This window comes from Eubacterium sp. An11 (assembly GCF_002161065.1).
Lineage (GTDB): Bacteria > Bacillota > Clostridia > Lachnospirales > Lachnospiraceae > Anaerobutyricum > Anaerobutyricum faecale.
Genome location: NZ_NFLV01000020.1, coordinates 51705 through 58243, shown reverse-complemented (window position 1 = coordinate 58243; position 6539 = coordinate 51705). Strand labels below are relative to the sequence as shown.

5 protein-coding genes and 2 tRNA genes are annotated in these 6539 nt (G+C 42.6%); all 7 read right to left on the bottom strand.

The window, feature by feature from the left end:
• Positions 1 to 325: 325 nt before the first annotated feature.
• The 7 genes from B5E53_RS13555 to greA all read right to left on the bottom strand — a co-directional run bounded on the left by B5E53_RS13555 (position 326) and on the right by greA (position 6529).
• Positions 326 to 414 (bottom strand) — tRNA-Ser (locus B5E53_RS13555).
• A 36-nt stretch (positions 415 to 450) separates the two neighbouring features.
• A tRNA-Ser gene (locus B5E53_RS13550) sits at positions 451 to 536 on the bottom strand.
• 173 nt (positions 537 to 709) lie between these two features.
• Positions 710 to 1438, bottom strand: coding sequence for a GHKL domain-containing protein (locus tag B5E53_RS13545; protein WP_087315916.1), 729 nt, complete (start codon positions 1436 to 1438; stop codon positions 710 to 712).
• 21 nt (positions 1439 to 1459) lie between these two features.
• Positions 1460 to 2749, bottom strand: coding sequence for a hypothetical protein (locus B5E53_RS13540; RefSeq protein WP_087315914.1), 1290 nt, complete (start codon positions 2747 to 2749; stop codon positions 1460 to 1462).
• A 62-nt stretch (positions 2750 to 2811) separates the two neighbouring features.
• On the bottom strand, positions 2812 to 3663 hold the full coding sequence (locus B5E53_RS13535) for a sensor histidine kinase (RefSeq protein ID WP_162611919.1): 852 nt from the start codon (positions 3661 to 3663) through the stop codon (positions 2812 to 2814).
• Between the two features lie 623 nt (positions 3664 to 4286).
• Positions 4287 to 5732: a hypothetical protein gene (locus B5E53_RS13525; protein WP_087315908.1), complete on the bottom strand. Its 1446-nt coding sequence runs from the start codon at positions 5730 to 5732 to the stop codon at positions 4287 to 4289.
• Between the two features lie 299 nt (positions 5733 to 6031).
• Positions 6032 to 6529: a transcription elongation factor GreA gene (gene greA / locus B5E53_RS13520; RefSeq protein ID WP_087315906.1), complete on the bottom strand. Its 498-nt coding sequence runs from the start codon at positions 6527 to 6529 to the stop codon at positions 6032 to 6034.
• Between the last annotated feature and the right edge of the window lie 10 nt (positions 6530 to 6539).

Genomic DNA, 6539 nt, shown 5'->3' with positions numbered 1-6539 from the left:
TCTCGCCGACATCACTCGCTTCCGGACCCGAAATCTCAATTGAATTGAACGTTCGAGGTTGTTTTGTTATTCAGTTATCAACTTACTTTGCCGAACTCCGTTCAGCCTTTTGCTTTTGAACCGCAAAAGCTTTTGTATTATATCATAGCTTCTTTTGTTTGTCAAGAACTTTTTTCTTTTTTGTTCAATCAAGACTTTCAAGCAAAAAATTCTTTCTTTCAATCGAAACTGTTAAAGCTTTGCGTCAGCAACTTTTACATTATATCATATTCTCGACAAATGTCAAGAAAAATTTGCAATCATCAAATTGATAATTGCAAATCAACGGAGAAGAAGGGATTTGAACCCTTGCGCCGCTATTAACGACCTACTCACTTTCCAGGCGAGCCCCTTCGGCCTCTTGGGTACTTCTCCAAATCAATAGCTCTCTCTGCATCTCACGTAAAAGTACGGAGAAGGTGGGATTCGAACCCACGGTACCTTTCAGTATCACTGGTTTTCAAGACCAGCTCCTTAAACCACTCGGACACCTCTCCAGAAGCTATTCTTTTGTGTCACAGCTAACCGCGACTTGATTATATTACCATCAGTTTTTCCAAATGTCAACACTTTTTTTCACTTTTTTTACGACTTTTTTATTTTTCCCAAAAAGCCGCCTTTTCACGACCTGTCATACTGATAATCCCCCTACTTTTCCATCGGACTATATCTACTTTCTTGGGAAAAATACTTTTACAATCACCCGATTTTCTGACTCATCTTTTATGTAATCTATCGTTCCATCATATCTGGTCACAATCTCACGGATAATCCCGATACCATATCCGTGATTCTCCTGATCTCGTTTTTTTGTACGAAAATCAATCTCTCCCGGAGCCACACAGGAATTCTTTACCGTAAGATACCATCCCAGCTGTTTTTCATGAACAAACAGAGAAATCTCCCTCTTTGCCGAATCCGCCACCTGTTCACTGGCTTCAATGGCGTTATCGAGAAGATTCTGCAAAAGCCCGCTGATATCAATTTCTTTCATTGGCACAAAGTCTTTCATTTGTATATCAACAGACAGAGCAATCCCTTTTTCTGTACACTGTTTCTTTTTTAATGTGCATATGGTGTCTATAAAAATGTTATCACAGTATAAATTTTTCTGTGGAATTCCACAGGAAGTCCCCTGCCAGATGACATCAGATTTCATTTCCGTGTCATTGTATTTTGACAGGAGTCCTTCCAGAAGATGAATATGTTTTTTCATATCATGACGATACTTCTTTGTTATCTCGATTTCCCCCTGCATTTCCTCATACAACTTTTCCATTGCGCTGAGTTTATCCTGAAGCCTCCTGTTTTTTTCCTCCAGTTCCAATGCTTTTATTATCCATCTTCTTACCAATTCAAGCATAACAAGCACCAGAAGAATTTCCAGTAAAAATTTCATGCCATCCTCCTATTTCTTCCATCACTCATTAAGCCCGACAATAATCTGCAGAGAATTCTCTTTTTGCACAAGCTGAATCAATCCATCATATTTTTTTATCCATGGATTAAAATCCTTTTTCCGAATTTTAATGACAGGCAATTCTGTGTTTCCCATTATAGTAAATGTCACTGAAAATATAAGCTGATTTTTAACTACTGCTCCCTGCACTCTGGCTCTGCCGCCGTCCTCCGTATTCAAATCTTTCTGAATCTTCAAAACAAAATCAAGCATCCGGGAAAGAATAGCCGCCACGTCTTCCGGATCCGCTTTTTTTCTGTCATACTCATAAAATGATATATCCGTATGAATGTTTCTGCTGTGACATTCCAAAACAAATTCCCGCAAAACGCTGTCCACAGCAAAATCATTACAGAAAAAAATTTCATTCGCAGCTTTGTATTGTCTTTTTAATTTCTGCAGATATCTTTTCGTCTGTTCAGATACATCCCCTGACGTAAATCCTCTTTTTTCTGATATATCATTGTGCTCAATGAAAAAAACTCTGTCCGCGCTACCCCCCCCTAAAAAATCCCATCCTGTCTCCATATCCCGAATATGCTTTGCCGCCTGACGGTAATAACTTTCCATTTGCTCATTACGCCGAAGCAACATTTTATATTTTCTTTTTAAAACGAGATAATATATAATACATTCCATCAACACCGCAAACAAAACAATCACAATCTGAAGAAAACTGACCAACTGCATAGAATTTGCCAACATTTTCTCTTTTTCAAGGACATATAAAATATTGGAAAACCAGCTATTTATAAGAGCTATCAATAGAAATCCGCCTACAATCCAGGAATGTCCCATCTGAAGGGTCCGGCATTTTTTCAACAGCGGTCTGCTCACCACATAGAAAACCGCAAATACCACAGCGGCAAATATAAATAAAGACAGCGGATCAGAAAATAATTCCCGGTCTATATAAATGATAACGCCGCAGATGGCATCCGCCACCACACATTCCAACAGCATTTTAAAAAAACTGTTTTTGGTCAGCAAACTGAAGGCCGCCACGCTGCCGGTGGCAAGAAACAGACTGCAGGTTGGCATCAATAACTGAAACCACTGTTCTTTCCCAAAAAGTCTGTCCATAACAATCAGGATTCCCACATTATATATCAAAAAATGCGCTACACACAGTAAGACAATACCCACCCTCTTTTCTTTTTTACCGATCATGACATCCATCAGAAAATACATCATCATCTTTGAAATGATTCCAATGCTGAACATGATTTGCCCGTCTAAAATTATTTTCATATCATTTCTCCTACTTTATGACATATAATACATTATTATGACACATCTTCAAATTTTTTCCATCACATTTCATCCATAATTCCAGAAAATTCTGCTATTGTTTTTTTTCCATTCTCCAGTCCCACCACCATCTGCAGCCTTGTCTCCTCCCGCTGCACATGCACGATCCCGTTATATTTTCTCATCCACGGGTTAAAAGAATGTTTCCGAATCCGTATTTTCAACAGATTTTTGTCCGCATCTCTGTCTCCTTCCCGGGTCACTGTCATGGAGAAGATCAGCTGGTTTTTGACAGAAGCCCCTTGAAGACTGATGACCGTTTGGGCTTTCCCAAACGCAACCGCTTTGATCCCATAGTCCAGCATCCGGGAGAGGATAGCCGCCGCATCTTCCGCAGCGACTTTTCCCCTTTGGTATTCGTGAAACAGGATATCTGTTTTGATTCCTTCCTTTCGGCAGCGGACCACGTAATCGCGAAGGACACTGTCCACCGCGAAATCGTTGCAGAAAAAGACCTCGCCCAGCGCTTCATACTGGCTTTTTAGTTTTGCCAGGTAGGCCTGCAGCTGTCTGGGATTCATGGCTGCTCTGTCATCCGGGGCTGCCGCGACAGCTTCCTGCTCCTCTCGTTTCATTTGCCTTCCAGGTACTTCGGCTCCGGATTCTTTGGACACTCCGAATGGTTTAGGTGCTCCGGATGCGGCTTCAGCGCCCGACAGGAGTTTCGTGCCCTGTTCCAGCAGGATGCGGGTCTCGCCGATTTCCCGGATGTGTCTGGCCACCTGACGGTAGTAGCTTTCCATCTGGTCTTTGTTGCGCAGGAGCATTTTTTGTTTTTGTTTTGCGACTAATACATAAAGGATACTTTCGGCAAAAATAAAAAATAAAATAAGAAATACTTGAAATAATCCCATAGAATAGATTGATGCCGGAACGATTCCTTCTTCTTCCAACGCATATAAAATATTCGTAATCCATCCGTTTGCCAGTGTTATTAATGTCAGCCCGGAAATCAGCCATGTGTGTCTGATTTGCAAGGTCTGATATTTTTCAAAAAACCGAGAAAAGAAAATACATATGAATATCAATGCTGTTATACTAAATAATATCACCATTACTGGATTTCCTGTTAACTGTGCTGGAATATATACAAGCAATGACAATGAATCCGGTATCAAAAAACCCAACATCATTTTGGAAAAATTTATTTTCCAGACAATCGACATAATCACAGGAACTCCAATGCCCAACACCAGACTTACCGTTGGCATCAACAGACGAAACCACAATTCGCTCCCAAAAAAGAAATCGAAAATAACTAATAAACCCACGTTATATGTAAGATAATGTATTATACAACACAGCAGGAAAATTCTCCGTCCTTTCTTTTTCCCAATCATAATATTAACCAAAACATAAGTAATAACTTTTGACGAAACTCCCATGCTTAAAACAATTTGAGAATCTATAAATTTTTCCAGCATGTCTTTATAACCTCTTTTATCTTCCAGTCTATTTATTCCTATAGCTCCATTCTTTATTTATCAGGCCGTCCACCATTCTCCAGTCCCACCACCATCTGCAGCCTTGTCTCTTCCCGCTGCACATGCACGATCCCGTTATATTTTCTCATCCACGGGTTAAAGGAACGTTTTCGAATCCGTATTTTCAGCAGATTTTTATTCGCATCTCTGTCTCCTTCCCGGGTCACTGTCATGGAGAAGATTAGCTGATTTTTGACAGAAGCCCCATGAAGGCTGATGACCGTTTGGGCCATTTTATCCTGCAAAACTGTATGACGCTCCGCCGTCTGGATTTTCCAGTCTTCAGGCAGTTTCGCCGCTTTGATCCCGTAGTCCAGCATCCGGGAGAGGATAGCTGCCGCATCTTCCGCGGCGACTTTTCCCCTTTGGTATTCGTGAAACAGGATATCTGTTTTGATTCCTTCCTTTCGGCAGCGGACCACATAATCGCGAAGGACACTATCCACCGCGAAATCGTTGCAGAAGAAGACCTCTCCCAGCGCTTCGTACTGGCTCTTTAGTTTTGCCAGGTAGGCCTGCAGCTGTCTGGGATTCATGGCAGCTCTGCCATCCGGGGCCGCCGCGACAGCTTCCTGCTCCTCTCGTTCCATTTGCCTTCCGGGTACTCCGGCTCCGGATGCTTTGGACACTCCGAATGGTTTGGGTGCTCCGGATGCAGCGTCAGCGCCCGACAGGAGTTTTGTGCCCTGTTCCAGCAGGATGCGGGTCTCGTCAATTTCCCGGATGTGTCTGGCCACCTGACGGTAATAGCTTTCCATCTGGTCTTTGTTGCGCAGGAGCATGTGATATTTTCTCTGAAGAATCAGGGTGTAAATGATATATTCCACCAGCACAAAGGCGATGGCAAAAATAATATTGCAGATGCCTATGAAAAACATGGCGGCGGATATCACATTTGCGTCCTGCAGGATATACAGGACACGGGAAAATGCACCCTGAACGGTGGTGTATAGGATAAAACCTCCCACCAGCCACGGGTGATAGAGACGGATATTTCTGTATTTCTTCATCAGTCCGGAAAACAGCAGACAGAAAACCGCGAGAACAAGCATCCCAAATACGAAAATCAATTCCGGGGTTCCAAAAATGGTATACATCATATATCCGGTCATACCGCAGAGGGCGTCCGCCAGCATGAAGGCCAGGAGAAGTTTTACAAAGTTTTCTCTCCAGTTAATGGCCTGAATGACGACCACCACATAGGCCAGAAGGTTGCCCGCCAGCGGCAGAAAAATCATAAACCAGAATTCGTCACCGTATTTTTCTTTCAGAAAAAGATCCAGAACGACATTGGTCAGGATAAAATGCAGCGCATTGGTGAGGGCAAACACCCAGGGACGCTCCCTCTTTCCGTAAATCATGTTGATGATCACAAACATCATAGCCTGTGTCGTAACGCCGGAGCTGAGCAGACTTCGGTTTTCCCACAATAATTCCATAACTCTCCCCCATTTTATGTCGATATCCGGCAAAAGCCGTCTGCATTATTATATCTTTTCCCCATGGTTCTTTCAATTAAATCCATTTCTTTTTTAGAAATAAATATAAAAAGAGTTCCGACAGACGGAACTCTCTATAAGATCAAAAAACGCGCAGGACAATTCTGGTATATTTTTACCATGCCCTGCGCGCATAAGAATATTTTTTATCAGAGTATTCTGTTGTTTTGGTCACAAAATGCAATACAGGGATCCCCTGTTGTTTTGCTTATAAAATATAGTACAAGGATCCCAAAGGATCAGTATGCATTTAACGGTACATCATCCTCGAAAGGCCGGATGTCTTTAATCTCTACGTAGTAGCCGTACTGCGGGTTGACTTCGATGTAAACGCGGTCACCGATATGATGGCCCATGAGGGCTTTTCCCAATGGGGATTCGATGCTCACACGATTCTTCATGGAGTCTACCAGCACCGTCGTGACAAAGGAGAAAATATCTTCTTCGTCGTCTTCTTCAAAGTAAAGAGTGACCGTTGTGTTGACGCCCACCTGATCGGAAGCGGTGTGGTCATCCACCACCTCTGCGGTCCGGATCATACGCTCCAGATAGCGGATACGGCTTTCGTTACGGTTCTTTTCTTTTTTGGCTGCATGATATTCAAAATTCTCGCTCAGGTCGCCATGGGCCCTGGCTTCTTTCACATGTTCCAGAAGCTCTTTGCGCACGACAACCTTGCGGTGTTCGATTTCTTCTTTCATTTTGTCAATGTCATGCCGGGTTAATTTGTGTCCCATTTTTTCACCT

Coding starts and splice junctions, on each gene's coding strand:
- B5E53_RS13545 (WP_087315916.1), bottom strand. CDS start 1,438: ATGAAATTTTTACTGGAAATTCTTCTGGTGCTTGTTATGCTTGAATTG.
- B5E53_RS13540 (WP_087315914.1), bottom strand. CDS start 2,749: ATGAAAATAATTTTAGACGGGCAAATCATGTTCAGCATTGGAATCATT.
- B5E53_RS13535 (WP_162611919.1), bottom strand. CDS start 3,663: ATGGGATTATTTCAAGTATTTCTTATTTTATTTTTTATTTTTGCCGAA.
- B5E53_RS13525 (WP_087315908.1), bottom strand. CDS start 5,732: ATGGAATTATTGTGGGAAAACCGAAGTCTGCTCAGCTCCGGCGTTACG.
- greA (WP_087315906.1), bottom strand. CDS start 6,529: ATGGGACACAAATTAACCCGGCATGACATTGACAAAATGAAAGAAGAA.